This is a genomic window from Dolichospermum lemmermannii CS-548 (assembly GCF_028330815.1).
Lineage (GTDB): Bacteria > Cyanobacteriota > Cyanobacteriia > Cyanobacteriales > Nostocaceae > Dolichospermum > Dolichospermum lemmermannii.
The window spans coordinates 22,416-44,478 of record NZ_JAQMTJ010000115.1 but is presented as its reverse complement, the minus strand read 5'-3'; the positions used below and the strand labels follow the sequence as shown (position 1 = coordinate 44,478).

The following is a 22,063-nucleotide window of genomic DNA, read 5'->3' as shown; positions in this document are numbered from 1 at the left end:
GTAAATTATTGTTGCAAGTCTGAGAGATATTATCTATCCTACCGCGCTATATCGCCAAATGCTCACAATTTAGGAATGACTATTTGGAGTTAATGGGAATTAATTTCCGATCACTTCTCTCACCAAACTTGCCAATTTATCTACACTATCAGGAACAGCGATCGATGCAGCTTTCTCTGCCATTCTCCCTAATTCTGTCGGAGATTGCAACAAATTCAAAACCTGAGTCGTAAATATTTCTGGAGTCAAATCCGACTGTTTAAAGGATAAAGCCGCACCAGCTTTAGTAAACACCTCTGCATTATAAGACTGATGATCTTCCGCTGCAAAGGGATAGGGAATCAAAATTGCTGGAGTACCACAAACTGCCAATTCTGTCAAGCTACCCGCACCAGAACGACTAATAGCTAAATTAGCTCTTCGCAACAAAGCCGCCATATTATTATAAAAAGCCAAGGCTATATATTGAGGATGTTGAAGACTGTTAATATCGGGATCATTATCACCCGTCAAATGCACTATATAAGCCCCAGCTTGAAACAAAGCGTCCGCGGACTGTCGGACTAATTTATTTACGGCTACAGCCCCCTGACTACCACCAAACACCACAATTAGAGGAACACCATTAGGAATAGGTAAATCTAAAGTGTTATTAACAGGCTCATCTAAGAATTGAGAACGAACAGGAGTACCCACACAGACAGTTTTTGTCCGAGGTAAATATTGAGTAGTTACATCAAATCCTATCGCTACCACATTACACCAAGGACCAAAAAAGCGGGTAACTTTGCCGGGTAAAGCATTGGATTCATGAAAAACTACAGGTAAACCCAAAGAACGCGCTGCAATTACCGCAGGACCGGCAATATAACCCCCTGTGGTGAAAACTCCTTGGAACTTTCCTTGTTTAAGAATACGTCTGACTTTGAGAATCGAGCTGATCAATTTCCACAAGGTGCGGATAGAACCAAGACTCAAACCTTGCTGAAAACCTTCAACAGCGACCGTATTTAAAGGATATGTCTGGGGAACTAACTGAGTTTCTAGCCGATTTGGCACACCCAGCCATTCAATATTGTATTCTGGCAGTTTTTCAGCCAATGCGATCGCCGGAAACAAGTGTCCACCTGTCCCACTAGCTGCTATAAGTAATCTAATTGATGGATTTACCATTCCCGCCTATACCATTTATCGCCTAATTTCATTAAGATAAAACAAATTCCTGATCTTGTATCATCAAATCAGTAAAATCTTCCTTATGACTAAAATTATCCCTTTATTAATGAAACGTAATAAAACATTAACTGTGAGTATTTCCCTAATTTCCAGTTTACTGGCAATTGGTTTATCCAGCACTTGGCAATTGGCTCAAGCTGGTCAAACCGGAAATGCACCCGCTACACTCACGAATCTATTAACACAAATTGATAATGCTGCTAATCAAGGTAATGTCCATGGTGTAATGAAATTTTATAGCCCTACATTTACTCATGGTGACGGCTTAAACCGCAAAGCAATGGAACAAGCCTTAACAGGACTTTGGAAACGATATCCTAAATTGCGTTACACGACCAAGTTAGAATCCTGGAAATCGGAAGGCAATACAATTATTGCGGATACTGTCACCACTATTAGCGGTTTACCTGCATCTGGTAATAATAATTTAACCCTTAACTCTACCATTAAATCGCGTCAAAAAGTCACAGGTGCAAAAATCGTTCATCAAGATATTTTATCAGAACGGACTCAACTAACCTCTGGAAGTAAACCACCCCAAGTAGAAATTAAATTACCACAACAGGTAAAAGTTGGGGAAAAATATAGTTTTGATGCCATTGTCAAAGAACCATTAGGTGAGGATTTTCTGCTGGGAACAGCCATAGAAGAACCCATTCAAGGTAATAAACTCCTCAACCCCACAATTGCAAATTTAGAATTTCTCAATTCTGGTGGACTGTTCAAAACAGGACGCGCACCCTCTACTCCCGGACCTCAATGGATTTCCGCAGTAATTCGCCGAGGTGAAGATATGACTATTATTACTCAACGGTTACAGGTGGTTAAGAAGTAGTTATTGGTGATTGGTCATTGGTCATTGGTCATTGGTGATTGGTAATTGGTGATTGGTGATTGGCAAAGAAAAACAACTGACAACTGTACGGGCGAAGCATTTGGAGAAGTATTTTTGGCAATGACCGATAATTTATCTTCCAAATGCTTCGCCCCTACTGACAACTGACAATTGACAACTGACAAATTCATGCAAAATCAAATTGTTTTTATTACTGGTGCAAGTAGCGGTATTGGCGCTGCTTGTGCCAAGATTTTTGCTCATGCTGGTGCAAAACTGATTTTAGCTGCACGACGGTGGGAACGGTTACAACAATTAGCTGATTCTTTAGATATTCCATCTGACAAAATCCATTTATTACAACTTGATGTGTGCGATCGCTTGGCGGTAGAATCGGCTATTGCTAACTTACCCTCATCTTGGAAAAATATTGATCTTCTCATTAACAATGCTGGTTTAAGTCGCGGTTTAAGTAAATTACATGAAGGCGACTTTCAAGACTGGGAAGAAATGATAGATACTAATATCAAGGGTTTGCTTTACCTTACCCGTTATGTTGTACCAGGAATGGTAGAACGGAATCATGGTCATGTCATCAATATCGGTTCTATAGCGGGACATCAAACCTATCCTGGTGGTAATGTCTATTGTGGGACAAAAGCAGCCGTTAAAGCCATTTCTGAAGGCTTAAAACAAGACCTTTTAGGAACTCCTGTGCGGGTGACTTCTGTTGACCCTGGTATGGTAGAAACAGAATTTAGTCAAGTGCGTTTTCATGGTGACACAGAACGGGCTAAAAAGGTGTATGCAGGTATTAAACCCCTAACTCCTGATGATGTAGCTGATGTGATATTTTTCTGTGCCACTAGAGCGAGTCACGTTAATATTAACGAAGTTATACTTATGCCAGTTGACCAAGCCAGCGCCACCCTAGTAAACCGTCAAGTGTAACCCTCTTTCCCAGCCGGAGTCTGGGAACGAGTTGACAGTTTCAGATTTGTGTGTTATCGTGAATGAAACCAAGGCTGTGAAAGTTTCTGTTAAATTAAATAGCTCGAATTTCTGAAAAGTCACGAAGTCAAAAAAAAGATCGCTCCACTCCGTTACGCTTGGCAAGGGTAAAGAGGAAAAGAGCAGAGGGCAAAAGAGCAAGAGTGTAAAGGGCTACTAAGTCCTCGCCGCACCACCACATACAACCCGAAAACCAATACCGTGGTCGTAGGAGTCGAGGCCGTAGTAGTTGCGATAAGCAGAACGGCAATAATCAGGATTGCTGTCCCACGAACCACCGCGCAGCAGCTTAACGTTTTGATTAGTTTCGCTTATCCATGCACTTACATCATTAGGCGCATCCTCATAGCTATCATGCCAAGTATCAGCGCACCATTCCCAGACGTTGCCGTGCATATCATATAAACCAAAGGCGTTGGGCTGAAAAGTTCCTACTGGAGTTGTTCTTCCTCGATATTCCCCCTTGGGGGCATTACCATAGGTGTAGTTACCATCATAGTTTACCTCATTTGTGGTGATTGTGTCACCAAAAGCAAAAGGTTTTGCAGAACCGGCACGACAGGCATATTCCCATTCAGCTTCACTGGGTAAACGGTATTTTTGTCCTGTTTTGTGAGAGAGTCTAGCACAAAACTCAACGGCATCATTCCAAGATACTTGTTCTACAGGTAGTTTATCACCTGGGAAGTAGGCAGGACGAGAATTTAATTCTCTAGCAACTGGAGGACAGGAATAAACGACTTTTTCCCATTGTTCTTGAGTAATAGTGTATTTTCCCATGTAGAAGGGCTTCACCGTTACATAGTGTTGGGGACGTTCATCATCTAAACTGTCTTTCTCTGTTTTTGGTGCGCCCATGTAAAATGTCCCACCAGGAATATAAACCATCTCCAATTTTACACCAAAACCCAAATCTTGGCTAAAAGATTGATTTAAGGATGAATTTGGAGAAGTGATAGGTAATTTATTTAATTCTTCTTGACGGGTTTTGATTTCTTGTTTGATTGACTCAATTTTATTCTCCCACTTATTACGAAGTCCTGGATCATTTTCATTACGTTTCTCATTTTCATACTGTTTAAGAAGTTGAAAATCTTTTTCTAATTCTTCTTCAAGGTGCTGACGCAAATCCACAATTTACTTTCTCCCTAATTTTTTGATCACGAACTCCCAAGCAGACTTGATATTAAAACCAGTTCCCAATTCTAGCTCACCTTCATAATTAATTAAAAAAGGAACAATTGGTAAAGTGACAGTAATTTTATGTCTAGTATCTAATTCAGGAGATTTGATAATTTCGGCAATTTCTGCTTGACTGCTAGAAGGTAAAGAAGGTATGCGTGATTCTAGAACTGCCAACATTTGCAGCATTTCTGACTCAGATACTTGATTAGCTGCTACTGCATTTAACATATTTTCTGTAAAAGCTAATTGAGTCTGATTTAGCTGTTCAATAAAAACTCTCAAAATTGCTTGTTCAGAAACTTGATAACGAATTAAAAGTGAATCTTGGTTGATAAGAACAATATTTAATTTTGCGTCTATTTGCTGTAATTGGTTTTCTATTATTTGCAGTTGATTTCCTACTACCTGGATTTGCGGTGTAGATATACCAATTAACTGTTGTTCTAATTCTGTATATTCTTGTTTATAATTATCAATAGATTCCTGTTGTCGTTTAATTTCTTTTTTATATCTTTTTAATGTTCGAGGGTTGTCTTCAACAGTTAATTCTTCCTCAAATTCTTTCAGTAATTTTTGATCTTGAGTAATATTATCTAGTAAATCTGTCAATCTTTGTTGGAAAATCTGGGAAAGCATGAGTTAAATGCCTTAATTTGGGGATTGTTGAGGGTTTACGGAACTTTTCAACCTAGTGTATCATAAATATCCCCTAAATTAGCTATTAGTCATTTCAAACTTTTGCGCTATGCTATCAAATAGATAAATACAGATTATACTTAGCTAATGCACCCTGCCCGCCTGGGAATGAATTCTCAGTCTAATAGCTAAAGTGCGTTAAAACGCACTGTGGTTAACTCAAAATCAAAAATTACCCTATTTATGCCGAAGTAGTCGGTTTTAACCGACTTTAGCTTTTAGACAGGGAATTTATTCCCTGGCTGGAAGGGACATCAATTTACGTTAAGTTGACACCAATGAAGCTCTTGCTTTACCCCTACGAAAGATATAGTTTTCACCTAATACATATTTTGGGTTTTCTGTCAATGCTTGAGTCTTAATTACAAAAAATTTACAAGGTGCGCTACACTGAGTTAATCCAGATTAACGCACCCGATAGTTAATTAAGGAACAATCAAAACAGGACAGGGAGAAAGGTTAATTACCCGCATGGTGACGCTATCAGTTGCGCCTTCTTCCGTTAAACCTAGTCCTCGACAACCCATAATAATTAAACTGGCCTCAACTTCATCAGCAACATCACAAATAGTAAAGGCTGGTTTACCTTGTCTTTCTAGTAATTCGGTTATAATTCCTTGTCCAGAAAATAAGGTTTGGGCATTTTCTAGAAGTTTGGCAACTGCTTCTGGAGATACCATAGGACTGGTAGCAGGTGCTTCTGGGTCGGGTTCTTCAACGACTGAAAGCAAAATTAAGCGACTGCCATAAGTTTGCACAATATTGGCAACTATATCAGCGGCCTCTCTGGCTTCTCGACTTTGATCAATGGGAAATAGAACTGTTTTAAACATATCTCACCTCTGCGCCCCTCACTCCGGTAAAATCTTGATGGTCATATTTTGAAGACAATAACAAAAAAGTAATCAGGAGAGTTGTACTGTGTCTAAAAAAAGTTTAGCAAGTTTATCTGCGGCTGATATATCTGGAAAACGCGCTTTAGTACGAGTTGATTTTAATGTGCCTGTGGATGATCAAGGAAACATTACCGATGATACCCGGATTCGGGCAGCGCTGCCAACTATCCAAGATTTGACCCAAAAGGGTGCTAAGGTCATTTTAACAAGCCATTTCGGTCGTCCCAAGGGTGTAGATGAAAAATTGCGTTTAACCCCGGTTGCTAAACGTCTTTCTGAGTTGTTGGGACAGGAAGTTATCAAAACTGATGACTGTATTGGTGATGATGTTGCTGCTAAAGTTGCGGCTTTGGACAATGGCCAAGTGCTATTGTTAGAAAATGTCCGCTTTTACAAGGAAGAAGAAAAGAACGACCCCGAATTTGCTCAAAAATTGGCTGCAAACGCTGATTTTTATGTAAATGATGCTTTTGGAACTGCACACCGCGCTCACGCTTCTACTGAGGGCGTAACTGAGTTTTTAAGTCCTTCTGTGGCTGGTTATTTGGTTGAGAAGGAATTGCAATATTTACAAAGTGCAATTGAAGAACCTAAGCGTCCTTTGGCGGCTATTATTGGCGGTTCTAAGGTTTCTAGCAAAATCGGTGTGATTGAAACTTTGTTGGAAAAGTGCGATAAGTTGATCATTGGCGGTGGGATGATTTTCACCTTCTATAAAGCCCGTGGTTTGAATGTTGGTAAGTCTTTGGTGGAAGAAGATAAGCTAGAATTGGCTAGAGAGTTGGAAGCTAAAGCCAAAGAACGTGGTGTGGCTTTGTTGCTACCTACAGATATTGTTTCTGCTGATAAGTTTGCGCCTGATGCTAATGCTACTACTGTCAGCATTGAAAATATCCCTGCCGATGGTATGGGTTTAGATATTGGTCCTGATTCTATCAAGGTTTTCCAAGCGGCTTTGGCTGATTGTCAGACTGTGATTTGGAATGGGCCTATGGGTGTGTTCGAGTTTGATAAATTTGCTGCGGGTACGGAAGCGATCGCTCATACTTTAGCAGAAATTGGTAAAACCGGCGCAACTACCATTATCGGTGGTGGTGACTCTGTAGCGGCTGTAGAAAAGGTAGGTTTGGCTGATCAAATGAGCCACATTTCTACCGGTGGTGGTGCGAGTTTGGAGTTGTTGGAAGGTAAGGTTTTACCTGGTATTGCAGCTTTAGATGAAGCGTAAGCTGTTAAATTCCGCTAATTGATAACAAATTGAGTAGGGGTGTAGTTTTGCATTACCTTACTCTTTTTGTTAGCATTTATCTACTAGCATTAGGAAGTTAGCCAAAGGTAAAATTATGGAAACCCAAGAACTGAAAGCCTTGATTAAAGAGATAGTTCAAGAAGTATTGCAACAAGAAAAACTAACGCTTTATAATACCTTGTTACCATATATAAATAATACAGAAAATCAAGAATGGAATCAATTTTCTCTTGAACAGGCTATGAGAGGTTTTGAAAATGATCATCTTCCCGAATACACAGAAGCGGACATTATAGAAAAATGGCAATAGTTGGTCAAATTGTTTTATTCAAATTTCTCCAAACGAATCTGGCAATTGGAAAGTTACGCCCAGCACTTCTAATTAAGCCATTAATCAACAATTATGATGATTGGCTAGTTTGTATGATTTCCACTAAAACAGGGCAAGAATTGACTGGAATTGACGAAATTATTACACCCAATGATCAGGATTTTAAACAAACAGGCTTAAAATCAGAAAGTGTTTTTCGAGTCTCACGGTTAGCAGTTGTATCAGAAAAGATATTATTAGGAAATATTGGTGAAATTTCCACAGAAAGATTAGAGCGAATTAAAATGAATCTGGCTAACTGGATTTTAAGTAATTGAGTTTAGGAAGTATTTATTATGTTACATAATAACTTATAAATAAGATTCATAAGCAGCTATTTCTGCATCTAATTCACGGCGATTTGCAGCCATATCTTCTACAAATTCATCAAAAAGTGGATCGTCTTTGAAAATACCATCAAACTGAACAAAAGGATTAGATTTTTCAATATCTTCTGGCAAAATGTCTATGTTTTGAACAATCTCAGTTTGTTCGATTTTGTGATCAAGATTAATCTGATTAATTTTTTCATCAACAATTCTATTAATCAAGGATTCTAAATCCTGTAAAGTCAGTTCGGTAATAGACTGATTATTTAGCATTTATGATTTACCTCCAGTGGTAATATCAGGTTTGTTTTAACTACAATTTATATAATATCAAAATTGTCTGTTAACTAAACTGGTTTAATTCTAGCATACTTACTTACTGGGGAAAAAATCAGTCAATTGTCGATTTAAGTATATTTCGTGTATATTAGTAGATATTTAATCATAAACGTATCTACTACTACACAACCATGAATCAGATATGTTGTCTCAACCCGGAATGTAATAACCCCTCAGTTCCCGAACACACCCAATTGTGTCCTAACTGCAACGTTGCTATAGTCACCTTGAAAGACCGCTATCGTCCGATTAAATCATTAGGTAGTGGGGGATTTGGCAAAACCTATTTAGCGGAAGATGTTGACAAATTAAACGAAAAGTGTGTCATCAAACAATTTGCACCTCAAATCCAAGGAACAGCAGGACGAAAAAAAGCCACAGAATTATTTTTACAAGAAGCGCTACAATTACTAAAACTCGGCAAACATTCACAAATTCCCACTCTGTTAGCTTATTTTGAAGAAAATAGCCGTCTGTATTTAGTACAAGAATTCATTGACGGTGAAAATTTATTACAAGAATTAGAAAAACAGGGAATATTCTCAGAATCAAAAATCCGCGCTTTGTTACAAGATTTATTACCCATCTTGAAAGTAGTTCACGAGTATGGTGTAATTCATCGAGATATTAAACCAGAAAATATTATGCGTCGTCCTAGTGATGGCAAATTAATATTAATTGATTTTGGGGCATCAAAACAACTCCAGGGAACAGTTATAACAGGAACATTAATTGGTACTTTTGGTTATGCACCTTTAGAACAAATGCGGGATGGGAAAGTATATCCAGCTAGTGATTTATATAGTTTGGGTGCGACTTGTTTTCATTTACTAACAGGAGTTCATCCTGGGGAACTTTACCAAGAATATGGCTATGAATGGGTGAAAACTTGGCGTGTTCACTTACAAAAACCTGTTAACCGAGACTTGGACACAGTTTTAGATAAATTATTACAAAAATATTATCAACAGCGTTATCAATCTGCTCAAGCAGTTTTACAAGATTTAAAAAATTCAAAATTAACAACTAAAACGACTTATCAAGCTTCACACAAATCTTCTCAAATACCATCTCAGCAACAAAATTCACCGTTACAAACATCACCTATTCAAGTTAAATCAAAGCAAAATTCAATTATTCCAAAGCGGCGTATTTCTCAGCCAAATAACTCACTTAGGATAATCATGTGGAGTTCAATAGGAATTTTCGTGCTGGGAATAGTTTTTTTAGGAACTCAATCGGCTCATATTCCAACTATTTGTAAACCACTGGATAACTGTGCTAGTGATGAGGAATTTAGTTCTAAATACAAACAAGCAAAAGATATAACTGTTACTGCTCAAAATTTGTTTGAAAGTGCCAAGAATGTGGAAGATTTACAAGCATCTCAACAACAGTTACAAGATGCGATCGCTCAACTAAAAACTATACCAACATCTGCTAAGGTATATGATGCTGCCCAAAAGGAACTTTCCGATTATCAAAGTCAATTAACCAAGATACAACGTCGTTTAGATAAAGAAAATCAAGCGATTGACTCCATTAACGAAGCCGAACAACAGGCTAAAGATACAGATGAACAGATAAGAAAGGCGCGAACGGTTAGTGAATATGAAGCGGTTAAGGATAAATTTCAACAGGCGAAGGATAAATTGCAGCAGGCGATCGCTACATTAAATGATATTCCATCTGATACTTTTATCTCAGAAAGGGTTACTAATCTTAAAGAAAGCTATCAATCAAAAAGGGAAGAAGTAGATGCTATAATTGAAGATTTGAAAAAGCCAACACCATCACCTGAACCAACACCTACATCAACTCCTACACCTGATCCCACTCCAACACCAACTCCTACTTCTGAACCGACTCCAACTTTATCAGATACAAAATGGGACTATAGTGTTTTTAATTCTAGAAAAACTTACAGCGATCGAGAAATACAATATATTTTGAAATCAGGAGCTAGATATGATGATTCTAATAAACAGGTAGAGTGGATAGTTGATGAAAAAATTAACTGTTTTGGAGGTTCTCAACTTCCTGATGGCAGCAGAGTTTGCTTCGATTTTAAACTAGGAGTAGAGTTTAGTGCTGTATTTAAGGATGCGGATGGAGTAACTATTGAGACGACAAATCTTTATGAAGATGGAAAGAACTCTCCAATAAAACAACAGGGCAATATAACTATATATCGCTATAGATACATATTAAGCATTCCCGAATCAGTGTGGTCAAGATGGTCAGAAGTTAGTCAAGTTATTATTGAAAAACAGTAAGTTAGTAGGGTGCGTCAGTATGAGTAATTTATCGGTGTGGTTGGGGTTTATAGCACTGACGCACTCCAAATTGAGATAAAAGTGCTGATTTTCTCATTCAACTTTCTAATTCAAGCATAATTGTAGAATATAAAAATAGTCTCATGTCTCTTGATACAAGTAAATATTTACATCCTCAAGGAATTGCAGAACTTTGTGCGATCGCTCATACTTAAATCCAATCTTTGATCAGTTGAATATTTTGTATTTTTGGATAAATAGCATTGTACAATTTTGCATCAGCAGTGATAAATTTACAGTTTTCTCTAATGCTTAAAGCTAGGTAAAGACTATCGTAGACAGTTCTTTGATAATTCACGGCAAACTGATAGGCATCTTTTAATAATTCATCGGCAGGGAATATTTTTAATTGTATTTGTTGAAATAAATCAATTATCATCTCAGCGTCCTGATTTGTTAAACCTTGAAATCGCTGTATTTTCCAAACAATATTACCAATTTCTGCATAAATTAAGTCTGGAGCAATCAAGGTAATTTGTTGTGATTGATAAGCATCAAGAATTTTATTTGCCTCTAATGAATAATCTTGAGCAATAAACCATTTAATGGCTACACTACTATCAATGACAATTTTATCTGTGATCATCTGTCTCTATCTTCTCGCAATAATTCTGTCAAATCAGAAAATTCTCCATATTTTTGCTTTAAGTTTTCTTGAAAAATATGTATGTTTTTAACAAGTTCAGACTGTTCTATTTTGTTATGTTTAGCGAAATTTATTCGATTAATTTTTTCATCAACAATTCTATTAATTAAGGATTCTAAATCCTGTAAAGTCATTTCGGGAATAGACTGGTTTAGCATATTTGATCTACCTCCAGTAGTAATATCAATTTTTTTTAAGCTAGAATTGAACTAAACTGAGCTTTATTGTAGCATACATTCGTATTAGGAAAAATTCATAAAACGTTTGGTATGTTACCAATAACCGTTGAAATACTTCCAGATAACGCAGGAGTTCTGGATCTAGTGTTCCTAGAAGGGGAGCATCTGGATCACGCACACGAACTATATCTATTGCTGGGTTAAGACGCAAAACAGCAAACTTTAGCTTTGGTGACAAATTTTCATCGAGCAAGAAACGGATTTTCATACAAGATTTAACCGCTCCTGTTCTCGTTGCGCTTTGATTGCTCTCAAACGCTGTATCATTGGAGAGGGATTAGCAGCAGCCTCTTGAAGTCCTTTGATTTTATCTTACTTGACAAAGGCTTCTTCGTGGGAGCTTAATTTCTGAATTTTATGTGTTGTGATTGTGCTTGCTGCGGATACGGAAGCGAACTGATAAGTCAGAGCTTGCGATATCACTCATACTCTAGCAGAAATTGGCAAAACTTCCACAACAACCGTTATCCTTAGTGGTGTATCTGTCGTTGATAGCGTTATCAGCGCTATGCTAGAAATAGCAAACTTCAAGGAGAGAGCAAATCATGGAAGAATTACTAGAACTCAGAGAATTAGTGGTTTCTGGCAACCTAGAAGCGGCTCTATCTTTAATTGATGAATTAGAAGAAATGAGTAAAGAAGATAAAATCAATAAAATTTATAGTTATTGTGTAGTGCTTTTAGTCCATTTAATTAAACAACAGGCAGAAAAAAGGACAACTCATGCTTGGGATGTTTCCATTCGCAATGCTATTGACGCAATTGATCGGATCAACAACCGCAGAAAAGCTGGAGGATATTACATGAACAAAAAAGAAATAGAAGAAATTTTACCAGGAGCTTATAATCGAGCTTTAGATAATGCTTCTTTAGAAGCTTTTGGCGGAATTTATGATGAATTAACCTTGAGAAATATTGTAGATCAAGAATTAATTATTAAACAGGCATTAAATTTTATTTTTAATTAAATAAAGCGCGAAGTTGATTAATGAAAAAATTCTTTTCCTATTAACTATCTACAATTAATAAACCAAATTAAGGAAAACAATATGCAAGTACAAACTCGCAAACATATTTACACCCCTGAAGAATATTTAGAATTAGAAGAAAAAGCACTTTACAAAAGCGAATATCGCAATGGAGAAATTATACCTATGACTGGTGGCACGACAAATCATAATCAAATCGCGCTTAATTTTGCATCATCTTTATTATATGTTATTAGAGGAAAAAAATATCGTGTTTTTATTGGAGATGTGCGTTTATGGATTCCTGAATATAGAGAATATACTTATCCTGATGTGATTGTAACTGATGGAAAACCTATTTATGCAGGTAAAAATAATACTACTGTGACTAATCCTTTGTTAATTGTTGAGGTTTTATCCAAGTCTACAAAAAATTATGATCAAGGGGATAAATTTACTTTTTATCGTTCTATTCCCCAATTTAAAGAATATGTTTTAGTAGAACAAAATCAATATCAAGTGATGCACTATAGCAAAACTAATGAGGGAGAATGGATTTTTAGAGAATATAAATGTGAAAATGATATTGTTAAATTGCAATATCTTGATTTTGAAATTAGTTTAGTAGACATTTATCAAGATGTTAATTTTGACGATAAAGAATAATATCAAGTTCGGATAATTACTTACGATATACAGCAATTTCTGGTGTTATGAGGTACATATTCAGCGGGCAAGATGCCCGCACTACAAGAGCGAAATCTGCTGTAAAAGGTCAAATTATGGAAACCCAAGAATTAAAAGCCTTGATTAAGGAGATAGTTCAAGAAGTATTGCAACAAGAAAAACTAACGCTTTATAATACCTTGTTACCATATATAAATAATACAGAAAATCAAGAATGGAATCAATTTTCTCTTTAACAGGCCATGAGAGGTTTAGAAAATGATCATCTCCCTGAATACACAGAAGCGGATATCATAGAAAAATGGCAATAGTTGGTCAAATTATTTTATTCAAATTTGTTAGATTGCTGATATTTTCAATATGGTTATTGCTCAATTTTCCAAATCGCTTGGATAATATACGCACCAATAAATTTGTTGCTTGTCGAATTTCACTAACTATTAAATCGGTGGTTAGAAACCGCGTCTACACAGGAAAAACCCACGCAGGTGGGTTTCAAACCTTTGATTTTTGTTTAGTCCGCGCCGGCGGACTTTGTTTGTGTAGCCGCGACTTCTAGTCGCCAAAGCTTAACTATTTTGATTAGTTGATTCAGGTTTAGGAACTATGGGATTAGGAAGAGGTGGAGGTGTAGGGATTTTCGATTCTGGATGGGTTTTGCTATTAGTTTGATTCCAAAGAATCATAGACAACAAACCATCTGCTAAACCGTTATTACTACCATTATTACCACCAACAATGATATCGGGAATAATGCGGACATGATGATCACCGACAATTTCCATCAACTGCATAGCTGTGTAACCTTGTAAACCCACTGCTTGTACACCTGTCCGGTAGGTTTCTGCTTTGGCGTTACCTGTGGCTCGGATACCTTCTGCTCCAGCTATGGCTTTGAGTTTAATAGCTTCAGCTTCACCTGTTGCTTGCTGAATTTGGGCGTTAGCTTGTAACTCGGCAATTGTCACACCTTGTTCCGATTTTACCAAATCTTGCTGAATATCTGCGATCGCTGTTTCCCTGACCAACATTTGCCGTTGGGTTTGTGCCATTTGCTGAACTTCGTAAGTTTTGCGTTGTTCCTCAGCAATTTTCCTGTCTGTCAGCGTGTGCATTAATTCATTCGGTGGGGTAATCAAACCAATCAACGAATCCACTGCTTGCACATCATAAGCACGTAAGGCAGATTTAACGTATTCAGAAGCTTCTACTTGGCGCTCGCTTCGGGCAATCAAGAAATCCAGGATAGTATATTCTTGAGCCGAGTTGCGGAAATAATTCCCCACAATGGGACGCAACACTTGATCAATAACATTTTGCATTGAACCTAAGCGGGAAATAACTTTCGGTGCATCTGAAGCACCAATGTGAATAATTTGGAATATCTCCAAATCAAAGCTAAAACCATCAAATGACAGAAGTTTCAGTGCCGTTAAATTCGTATCATACCCATGCTGACCACTAATTCTATCAGTAAAGTTTAAGACAATGTTTGTTGTTGGCACTAACTCAACTTTCATCACTTTAGTGTTAAGCGGGTGTTTCCCAGGATATAAAGGCTCAACCCAAACACCCTTATGTCCTTGATTGACCAAATTTCCGTGAGTGAAAGATGCCCCGCTCACATCTTCCTGTTCTTCACCGACAAAAGAAATCACCACACCTACATAACCGATAGGGATTTCAGTCATCGGTACTTGTTCAATATTTACCAACCAAGGATTCAGATTCCACGAACCCGACAATAATACCTGTTCTTGCAAACCCCGTTGTCCCCCAGCGTCAATAAACTTTTGACCATTCTGAAAATTATTATGTCCAGTAATAGCACGCCCAGCAATTTCACCGGCGGCAATTGGTGAACCATCCAAAGTAGTCACAATCCCAACTTTTTCTGCGGCTATTTCATAGATTTTTAACTGTTCTGGACGCATACCCTCTTTACTGGCATTTCCGGCTGTAATCACTTTAAACAGCGCTGTATTGATGCGGTAACTACCTGCGGTGATAAAAGCAATCTGTCGTCCTTTCTCCCCACCTTTGGTCAAGAATTTGCGCGCATCTTGGAAATTATCACATTCGACAATTTTGCCCAAAATCCGTTCTGGAGGGTTAGAAGCGCCATCGGCGGCGACAATCAGAGCGATTTGACCTTGGGGGACAACGATTATTGATTCTTTCTTAACTGCATATTGCCAAGGCCAATAACCCCAGTGCCAACCAGGGGCGAGGGTATCTGCTTGTAAGCCCGCTTCACCATTCAAAGCGATTAATCTACCAGGAGGTAGTCCTTTACCGGAAAGGGTGAATTTTTTGACAACAATACCAACTTCCCGTTCACCGATAACTACCAGTCCACCAAATAAGAAACAACCACCAATAATAATGGCAGGAATAATGATCAAAGACTCAATCCCCATGGCTTGATAGGGGATTTGGCCAGTTACAGACTGAGTAACTGATTGTTGAGTTTGACGAGACGGGATTGAGACAGAAGTTAATTCTTTGGCTGTCAGTGTTTTTATGGGAGTGGCATTAACAGCATTAACACCACCGGCTAAGGCTAAGGCTGCAATTGCAGATGTAGCCAAGCTGACAAATTTATTTTGCTTACTTTTACCAAGAGAAAATGGAAAGCTTTTCATATATCTGCCTCTTTGGGCAATTAATCATCTAAGGTATCACTTCATGAGGATGGAATGATTTTTCTGAAACTTAATGTAATTTTTTTACCAGACTTCCGATTTTTTTAAGGTTTAAATTTTGTTAACAAATATTACAATATATTTCTTAATTTTAATTCGATGCTACAATACAATGCTGAATATTAATAATAAAATTATAGTTTTTGGTAATTCAATATGATTAACAATAAAATTAAACCTAGACAAGCATTAAGCAAAGCATTTCTGAGAATTAAACCAATTAGAAATGAGTTTGAGATATTTAAAAGGAATCTGATTACACTACTTAATCAAATTGATGAAAACGAAAGAGAGGAATTTCATAAGAATATTCTGACTGATTTTTTGAAAAATACCTATTACGGTGCTGATTACTTGATCAATATTAAAGCAAGTAATGACTTGGTGATTTATAATGGCAAAGATACTAAAAGCAATGTTGGTGTGATTTTAGAAGCTAAAAAGGTAAATAATAATGAAATGCTCAAGGTTGATAATTTAAATACTAAAGCATTACAACAATTAGTTTTATACTTTTTACGAGAACGGATTACAAATAAAAATTCAGAAATTAAATATTTAATTGCTACTAATATTTATGAATGGTTCATTTTTGATGCAACACTTTTTGAGAATCTGTTTGCTCAGAATAAACAATTAGTCAAGCAATTTACTGATTTTGAAGAAAAACGTCTATCTAATTCTCGCACAGACTTTTTTTATAAAGAAATTGCTCAACCTGCAATAGATAAAATTCAAAATGAACTAATTTTTACACATTTTGATATTAGAGATTATGAACAGTATTTAATTAATCAAAATCCTGAAAATGATCAAAAACTGATTCCTTTATTTAAGCTGTTTTCACCACAACATTTATTAAAGTTACCTACTATTAATGATAGCAATAGTTTAAATAGAAACTTTTATAGTGAATTACTACACATTCTGGGTTTAACGGAAATTAAAGAAGGTGGCAAAAAATTAATTCAGCGTAAACCAATTAATGAAAGGGAACAGGGTTCATTAATTGAAAATACTATTACTCGCTTGCAAGAATTACGCAAGATTGATAGATTAGAAAATTCCGAACAATTTGGAGAAAATACCGAAGAGAAACTTTTTAATGTTAGTTTAGAATTAGCTATTACTTGGATTAATCGCATTCTCTTTTTGAAACTATTAGAATCCCAACTAATTAACTATCATCAAGGTAATAAATCTTTTGCATTTCTCAATTTAGCAAAAATTCAAGATTTTGGTAATCTCAACCGTTTATTTTTTGGGGTTTTATCTCATAAACCAGATGAAAGAGAAGAACATATAAGAAATCTTGTTACTAATATTCCTTACTTGAATAGTTCTTTATTTGAAGTATCAGAAATTGAACATAAAACCATAGTTATTAGTAATTTAATCAATGATGCAAAACTTTCTATTTTCAATAAAACAGTTCTTAAAGAGAATGGTAATACACGTACAGGTAAATTAAAAGCACTAGAATATATTTTTGCATTTCTTGATGCTTACGATTTTAGCAGTGAAGGTACAGAAGAAATCCAAGAAGAAAATAAAACTTTAATTAATGCTTCTGTTTTAGGTTTGATTTTTGAGAAAATTAACGGTTATCAAGATGGTTCTTTCTTTACTCCTGGTTTTATTACTATGTATATGTGTCGGGAAACTATTCGCAGAGCAGTTTTACAGAAATTCAAAGAAATTAAAGGTTGGAACTGTGAAAGTATTGACGAATTATATGATAGAATTACAGATAAAAAAGAAGCTAATCAGATTATTAATAGTTTAAAAATTTGTGATCCAGCAGTAGGTTCTGGACATTTTTTAGTTTCAGCTTTAAATGAAATTATTACTATTAAAAGTGATTTGAAAGTTTTACTTGATAGACAGGGAAAAACTTTAAGAGATTATGATATAAAAATTGAAAATGATGAGTTAAATATTACAGATGATGACGGAAAATTTTTCACATATAATCCTAACAACTCAGAAAGTAGACGCATACAAGAAACAATTTTTCATGAAAAACAGACAATTATTGAAAATTGTTTATTTGGTGTAGATATAAATCCCAATTCAGTAAAAATTTGTCGGTTACGTTTATGGATTGAGCTTTTAAAGAATGCTTATTATAAGACCTCACCCCTAACCCCTCTCCTGGTAGGAGAGGGGAATATAGGAGAATTGGAAACTTTACCAAATATTGATATTAATATTAAAATTGGAAATTCTTTAATCAGTCGTTTTCCTTTAAATTGGAATTTACGGACAATTTTGAAAAAAAGTGATTGGAATATCGAAAGTTATCGAAATGCTATAAAAACCTATCTCCACCCTGATAACAAAGATCAAAAACAGGAAATGGAGAGGTTAATTAATGATATTAAAGGTAATATACGTACAGAAATTAGTAGCAATGATCCGAATATAGAAAAGCGAAATCAAAAAATTGCAGAACTTCGTCATTTACGAGATCAAAAGTCATTATTTGCAGAAAGTAAAGCAGAAGCAAAAAATCGTCAAAAAAAGCAAGAAGAGTTAGAACAGCAAATTAATGAACTTAATGCTGAAATTGAAGAGAAAAAAAGTGGTAAATTGTATCAAAATGCTTTTGAATGGCGGTTTGAATTTCCTGAAGTTTTGAATGATGAAGGTGATTTTATCGGTTTTGATGTAATGATTGGTAATCCTCCTTATATTTCACTATCTAAAATTAAAGAAAAATCTCAAACTGCTTATTTTGAAAATAATTATCAAACTTATACAAAGGGTTCAGATATTTATTGCTTATTTTACGAAAAAGGAAGTTGTTTGTTAAGAAAATCAGGATTTTTAACTTACATTACTTCTAATTCTTGGTTAAGAACTATTTATGGTGATTCTCTGAAAAAATATTTAATTGAAAATCTGCAACCTCAGACTTTATTAAATATTGAAGATATGCAAATTTTTGAGGAAGCTACTGTAGAATCAAATATTATTATCTTGAAAAAAGATAAAGTTAATGAATTTTTTGATGTTGCTAGTCTCAATAATAATTATCTTGTCGGTTCTTCATTAGATGAGTATTTCGATAAAAATTGTTTTCAATTTATAATACCTAATACATCAGAATGGATTATAGGTAATAAAGAAAGCGGAAGTTTGAAACAAAAAATAGAGCAATCTTCTAAGCTTTTAAAAGAATTTGATATTAATATTAATAGAGGTTTACTTACTGGACTAAATGCAGCTTTTATTATCAATGAGGAAACTAAAAATCAATTAATTGCTGAAAGTTCTAATTCTGCTGAAATAATTCAGCCAATTTTAAGAGGTAGAGACTTAAAAAAATATAGTTATGAATTTTCTGGATTTTATCTAATTAATACACATAATGGAGTGGCAAAAAATAACATCGAGAGAATAAAAGTTAAAGAAAATTATCCATCTATTTATAATTATTTAATTTCTTTTCTTCCTCAAATTGAACAAAGACAAGATCAGGGTAAAGATTGGACAAATTTAAGAAACTGTGCTTATTTAGATGATTTTGAAAAACCTAAAATTGTTTGGGGTGAAATTTCTGATCAACCTAAATTTGCGTTTGATGATTCTAATTATTATGTTGAAGCTACTGCTTTTTTAATGACTGGTGAAAAACTTAAATATTTGTTAGCAATTTTAAATTCAAAACTATCAGAATGGTATTTTAACCAGATTTCAACTACGACAGGAATGGGTACAAATAGATGGAAAAAGTATAAAATTGAAATGTTACCCATTAAAGAACCTACGGAAACTGAAGAATTGTTATTAGAAAAAATAGTTAATCAAATTCTCAACGCTAAAAAATCAGATCCAAAAGCAGATACAACCGCATTAGAAACAGAAATAGATCAGTTAGTTTATCAACTTTACGAATTAACAGCAGAAGAGATAAAAATTATAGCAGGATAAACACCACAAATCCCAGATATCCGACTTCTTAAAGAAGTCGGATATCTAAAAGATAAAGCTATTTAAAATACTAATAAAATAAGGGTAGGCAATTTGCCCACCCTCATTAGTTTTAGATGCAGTATACGATTTATACCGAACCGCCGGCAGCTTGAAAACGAGCGCGAGCGCGTTTAAATGCTTTTGTTGCCTGGATTTGTGCTTGACGATCTTCTGGTTTGACTTGATTTAGGCTAGTCTGTGCTGCATTAAAAGCAGTGCGGGCTTCTTCAAGTTGAATCTTGTCCCCACGTTCAGCACCGTTGACTAAAATTGTGACTTCATTTTCATCAACTTCAGCAAAACCGCCTAAAAGTGCGATCGCTTGCCAAGGGGCATTTTTAGAAGCACGAACACGCATGACACCTATATCCAAAGCTGTCAACATTGGAGCGTGTCCACTCAAGATACCTAATTGACCAGTAGTGCTAGGTAAAACTACTTCATCAGCTTCAGCATCCCAAACGGTTTTGTCTGGAGAAATTACACGAACGGTCAGAGTCATAATTCTTAATTGGTGATTGGTGATTGGTGATTGGTAATTGGTAATTGGTAATTGGGAGAAATTTCTTACCCATCACCCATTACCCATTACCCATTACCCATTAGCCTTTCAGCTTTTCAGCTTTAGCTTTAGCTTCAGTGATATCGCCTACCAAGTAGAAAGCTTGCTCAGGTAAAGCATCTAATTCACCAGAAAGAATTTGTTGGAATCCTTTAATGGTGTCTTCCAACTTCACATACTTACCAGGAGAACCAGTAAATACTTCAGCTACGAAGAAAGGCTGAGACAAGAACCGCTCAACTTTCCGCGCCCGTGCCACAATCAAACGATCTTCTTCAGACAATTCATCTAAACCCAAAATGGCGATGATGTCTTGAAGTTCTTTGTAACGTTGCAGGGTGGATTGTACAGCCCGTGCAGTATCGTAGTGATCACTACCAACAATGTTGGGTTGCAACATGGTGGAAGTAGAACCCAAAGGATCAACCGCAGGATAGATACCTTTAGAAGCCAAACCACGAGACAATACTGTTGTACCGTCCAAGTGGGCAAAGGTAGTTGCTGGTGCGGGGTCAGTCAAGTCGTCCGCAGGTACGTATACAGCTTGAATAGAAGTAATAGAACCTTCGGTGGTGGAGGTAATCCGTTCTTGCAAAGCACCTACGTCAGTACCCAGAGTAGGCTGATATCCTACCGCAGAAGGCATCCGACCCAATAGCGCGGATACTTCAGAACCAGCTTGTACGAACCGGAAGATGTTATCAACAAATAGCAATACGTCTTGCTTGTTGACATCACGGAAGTACTCAGCCATTGTCAAACCAGACAAACCAACCCGCATTCTTGCTCCGGGTGGCTCGTTCATTTGACCATAAACTAGAGCAATTTTGGATTCGTTGAGGTTATCTTTATTGATAACTCCAGATTCCATCATTTCGTTGTAGAGGTCATTTCCTTCCCGTGTGCGTTCACCCACACCCGCAAATACAGACACACCACCGTGTTGGGTAGCGATGTTGTTGATCAATTCCATCATGATCACGGTTTTACCAACACCAGCCCCGCCGAACAGACCGATTTTACCACCGCGTTTGTAGGGAGTGAGCAAGTCAACAACTTTAATCCCAGTTTCAAACACAGAAGGTTTGGTTTCTAAATCTGTGAATTTAGGAGCGTCACGGTGAATAGGTAGATATGCTTCGGCGTTTACGGGACCTTGCTGATCTACAGGTTCGCCTAAAACATTGAAAATCCGTCCCAAGGTGGCTTTACCAACGGGTACTGTAATCGGAGCGCCAGTATCAACTACTTCTAACCCACGAACTAAACCGTCGGTGGTACTCATAGCCACCGCCCGTACTTGGTTGTCGCCTAGAAGTTGCTGTACTTCAACGGTTAAGCTGATGTTTTGTCCAGCTTCATTTGTGCCTGTGATGGTTAAAGCGTTGTAGATTTGGGGTAATTTACCGCCGGGGAACTTAACGTCTACAACCGGACCAATTACTTGGGTAATGTAACCTATGTTTGTTTTTTCTGCGGTGGTGACCATGCTGCGCCTAAATGATTGAAGCTAGTTTTCACAAGTGGGTCGTTTAAGACCCCAGATCAAGCGATATCATCTTTTAGGTTAGCACTTAACGACTCCACCTTCGCCTTAAATTCATTATTAAGACCAGATCCTTGATTTTTTAAAAGCAGTTGGAAATTTCTGGTATCAGATGCAAAAACGCTATCTAGGACTCAATCCTGCTTGCAAACGTTTGCAGGTGATGATGAAAGCTTTGTCAGGCAGCTTGTTGTAGCGACAGTTGATCTCCTAATATCCAAATTCCCATCATAGATAATTTTCAGTTTTA

General features: G+C 36.5%; 22 protein-coding genes. 10 read left to right on the top strand and 12 right to left on the bottom strand.

Annotation, left to right across the window (positions count from 1 at the left end):
- Positions 1-99 precede the first annotated feature (99 nt).
- A complete protein-coding gene (gene murG, locus PN450_RS07960) occupies positions 100-1,173 on the bottom strand; it encodes an undecaprenyldiphospho-muramoylpentapeptide beta-N-acetylglucosaminyltransferase (protein WP_271835941.1) in 1,074 nt (357 codons plus the stop codon).
- An 85-nt stretch (positions 1,174-1,258) separates the two neighbouring features.
- Between murG and PN450_RS07955 the strand changes: the two genes are divergently transcribed.
- Complete coding sequence (locus PN450_RS07955) at positions 1,259-2,071, top strand: nuclear transport factor 2 family protein (protein ID WP_271835940.1); 813 nt, start codon at positions 1,259-1,261, stop codon at positions 2,069-2,071.
- Positions 2,072-2,085: 14 nt separating this feature from the next.
- On the opposite strand, the gene PN450_RS07950 is transcribed toward PN450_RS07955, so the two are convergent.
- A complete protein-coding gene (locus PN450_RS07950) occupies positions 2,086-2,235 on the bottom strand; it encodes a hypothetical protein (RefSeq protein WP_271835939.1) in 150 nt (49 codons plus the stop codon).
- Positions 2,236-2,260: 25 nt separating this feature from the next.
- On the opposite strand from PN450_RS07950, the gene PN450_RS07945 reads away from it, so the two are divergent.
- Positions 2,261-3,022, top strand: coding sequence for an SDR family oxidoreductase (locus PN450_RS07945; RefSeq protein WP_271835938.1), 762 nt, complete (start codon positions 2,261-2,263; stop codon positions 3,020-3,022).
- Between the two features lie 216 nt (positions 3,023-3,238).
- On the opposite strand, the gene PN450_RS07940 is transcribed toward PN450_RS07945, so the two are convergent.
- From PN450_RS07940 to PN450_RS07930, 3 genes are all read right to left on the bottom strand, one after another.
- Complete coding sequence (locus PN450_RS07940; RefSeq protein ID WP_334311482.1) at positions 3,239-4,216, bottom strand: SUMF1/EgtB/PvdO family nonheme iron enzyme; 978 nt, start codon at positions 4,214-4,216, stop codon at positions 3,239-3,241.
- A gap of 3 nt (positions 4,217-4,219) precedes the next feature.
- Complete coding sequence (locus tag PN450_RS07935; RefSeq protein WP_271835937.1) at positions 4,220-4,903, bottom strand: hypothetical protein; 684 nt, start codon at positions 4,901-4,903, stop codon at positions 4,220-4,222.
- A gap of 485 nt (positions 4,904-5,388) precedes the next feature.
- The gene (locus tag PN450_RS07930) at positions 5,389-5,796 is read right to left on the bottom strand and encodes a universal stress protein (protein ID WP_015080709.1); all 408 of its coding nucleotides are present in this window, start codon (positions 5,794-5,796) and stop codon (positions 5,389-5,391) included.
- An 88-nt stretch (positions 5,797-5,884) separates the two neighbouring features.
- Here PN450_RS07930 and PN450_RS07925 point away from each other — a divergent pair, with 88 nt between their 5' ends.
- The 3 genes from PN450_RS07925 (at position 5,885) to PN450_RS07915 (ending at position 7,756) form a co-directional block, all read left to right on the top strand.
- Positions 5,885-7,087: a phosphoglycerate kinase gene (locus PN450_RS07925; protein ID WP_271835936.1), complete on the top strand. Its 1,203-nt coding sequence runs from the start codon at positions 5,885-5,887 to the stop codon at positions 7,085-7,087.
- Between the two features lie 115 nt (positions 7,088-7,202).
- The gene (locus PN450_RS07920; RefSeq protein ID WP_148765522.1) at positions 7,203-7,418 is read left to right on the top strand and encodes a hypothetical protein; all 216 of its coding nucleotides are present in this window, start codon (positions 7,203-7,205) and stop codon (positions 7,416-7,418) included.
- Positions 7,409-7,756 (top strand): type II toxin-antitoxin system PemK/MazF family toxin, encoded by a 348-nt coding sequence (locus PN450_RS07915; RefSeq protein WP_271835935.1) that lies wholly within the window; start codon positions 7,409-7,411, stop codon positions 7,754-7,756. The genes PN450_RS07920 and PN450_RS07915 overlap by 10 nt, the downstream gene beginning before the upstream one ends.
- A 33-nt stretch (positions 7,757-7,789) precedes the next feature.
- Here PN450_RS07915 and PN450_RS07910 read toward each other — a convergent pair whose 3' ends face one another.
- Positions 7,790-8,080: a hypothetical protein gene (locus tag PN450_RS07910; protein WP_271835934.1), complete on the bottom strand. Its 291-nt coding sequence runs from the start codon at positions 8,078-8,080 to the stop codon at positions 7,790-7,792.
- Positions 8,081-8,277: 197 nt separating this feature from the next.
- Here PN450_RS07910 and PN450_RS07905 point away from each other — a divergent pair, with 197 nt between their 5' ends.
- The gene (locus PN450_RS07905) at positions 8,278-10,422 is read left to right on the top strand and encodes a protein kinase domain-containing protein (RefSeq protein ID WP_271835933.1); all 2,145 of its coding nucleotides are present in this window, start codon (positions 8,278-8,280) and stop codon (positions 10,420-10,422) included.
- 211 nt (positions 10,423-10,633) lie between these two features.
- Here PN450_RS07905 and PN450_RS07900 read toward each other — a convergent pair whose 3' ends face one another.
- From PN450_RS07900 to PN450_RS07890, 3 genes are read right to left on the bottom strand one after another with little or no spacing between them, the layout of a single operon-like run.
- Entirely contained in the window at positions 10,634-11,068 is a 435-nt protein-coding gene (locus PN450_RS07900; RefSeq protein WP_015080715.1) for a type II toxin-antitoxin system VapC family toxin, read from the bottom strand.
- The gene (locus tag PN450_RS07895; RefSeq protein WP_271835932.1) at positions 11,065-11,286 is read right to left on the bottom strand and encodes a hypothetical protein; all 222 of its coding nucleotides are present in this window, start codon (positions 11,284-11,286) and stop codon (positions 11,065-11,067) included. The genes PN450_RS07900 and PN450_RS07895 overlap by 4 nt, the downstream gene beginning before the upstream one ends.
- Before the next feature lie 40 nt (positions 11,287-11,326).
- Positions 11,327-11,575 carry a DUF5615 family PIN-like protein gene (locus PN450_RS07890; protein WP_168634721.1) on the bottom strand — a complete coding sequence of 83 codons (249 nt, stop codon included), beginning with the start codon at positions 11,573-11,575 and terminating at the stop codon, positions 11,327-11,329.
- Between the two features lie 337 nt (positions 11,576-11,912).
- On the opposite strand from PN450_RS07890, the gene PN450_RS07885 reads away from it, so the two are divergent.
- The 3 genes from PN450_RS07885 (at position 11,913) to PN450_RS07875 (ending at position 13,258) form a co-directional block, all read left to right on the top strand.
- The gene (locus tag PN450_RS07885; protein ID WP_271835931.1) at positions 11,913-12,335 is read left to right on the top strand and encodes a DUF29 family protein; all 423 of its coding nucleotides are present in this window, start codon (positions 11,913-11,915) and stop codon (positions 12,333-12,335) included.
- Between the two features lie 81 nt (positions 12,336-12,416).
- Positions 12,417-13,001: a Uma2 family endonuclease gene (locus PN450_RS07880; protein ID WP_168652149.1), complete on the top strand. Its 585-nt coding sequence runs from the start codon at positions 12,417-12,419 to the stop codon at positions 12,999-13,001.
- Between the two features lie 47 nt (positions 13,002-13,048).
- Positions 13,049-13,258: a hypothetical protein gene (locus tag PN450_RS07875; protein WP_015080720.1), complete on the top strand. Its 210-nt coding sequence runs from the start codon at positions 13,049-13,051 to the stop codon at positions 13,256-13,258.
- 333 nt (positions 13,259-13,591) lie between these two features.
- Here PN450_RS07875 and PN450_RS07870 read toward each other — a convergent pair whose 3' ends face one another.
- Positions 13,592-15,667, bottom strand: a complete 2,076-nt coding sequence (locus PN450_RS07870) for an SPFH domain-containing protein (protein ID WP_271835930.1) — start codon at positions 15,665-15,667, stop codon at positions 13,592-13,594.
- Between the two features lie 216 nt (positions 15,668-15,883).
- Between PN450_RS07870 and PN450_RS07865 the strand changes: the two genes are divergently transcribed.
- Positions 15,884-19,663, top strand: a complete 3,780-nt coding sequence (locus tag PN450_RS07865; protein ID WP_271835929.1) for a DUF7149 domain-containing protein — start codon at positions 15,884-15,886, stop codon at positions 19,661-19,663.
- 130 nt (positions 19,664-19,793) lie between these two features.
- Here PN450_RS07865 and atpC read toward each other — a convergent pair whose 3' ends face one another.
- Both atpC and atpD read right to left on the bottom strand, forming a co-directional pair.
- A complete protein-coding gene (gene atpC, locus PN450_RS07860) occupies positions 19,794-20,207 on the bottom strand; it encodes an ATP synthase F1 subunit epsilon (RefSeq protein ID WP_168632891.1) in 414 nt (137 codons plus the stop codon).
- Between the two features lie 100 nt (positions 20,208-20,307).
- Positions 20,308-21,756, bottom strand: a complete 1,449-nt coding sequence (atpD, locus tag PN450_RS07855; RefSeq protein WP_015080725.1) for a F0F1 ATP synthase subunit beta — start codon at positions 21,754-21,756, stop codon at positions 20,308-20,310.
- Between the last annotated feature and the right edge of the window lie 307 nt (positions 21,757-22,063).